General features: G+C 64.4%; 1 pseudogene. It reads right to left on the reverse strand.

Features of this window, described 5'->3' with window-relative positions:
- Positions 1-599, reverse strand: a pseudogene (locus Xmir_RS22320) (DNA primase); the annotation flags it as partial.

The following is a 599-nucleotide window of genomic DNA, read 5'->3' on the forward strand; positions in this document are numbered from 1 at the left end:
TTGCGGCTCACGGCGGCCAGATACCCCGCCAGTAAGTTAGTGGATTCACCGACGACGCCACAGGCGGCTAAATCGGCGGGGATACGCCCGACCAGCGCCGGATCTTGCAACAAAGCCCGTGCCGCCTCCCGCTCAGCTTCGTTCAGCTCAGGCGCTGCTGCGGCCGGGTTTTTCGCCTGTTGTCGCCACTGTTCGGCAGCCCGCAACACCTGCCCCAGCGAGCGCCGCAGTGCCCCGTCTGCCAGTCCCAGTTCGGTAGCGGCCAGTCTGGCATAACTGTTCCGGCTGCGGGCACTCATCAGATCAACCCCGTCGGCGAACACCACCCCGCTTTGCCTGTCCAGCACCTGCGCATTGAGTTTCAGGGCGGCGGCACCGGCTTTGACTGCCCCCATTCCCCGCAGACACCATTGCAGTGTGCCGACCGAGATCAGCAGCTCGCCATTGTCTCCGGACTCACAGACCACCCCCGGTGTGGTGTTGGCGGTGGATTCAGCGACTAAGGTCACAGGCGGTTCGGGTTCAACGGCTGGCGCAATCGTCTGACGCTCAACCGCAACGATGCCAGCCACGTCCTGCATGGGCACGGCACTGTCAAG

The sequence above is a fragment of the Xenorhabdus miraniensis genome (assembly GCF_002632615.1).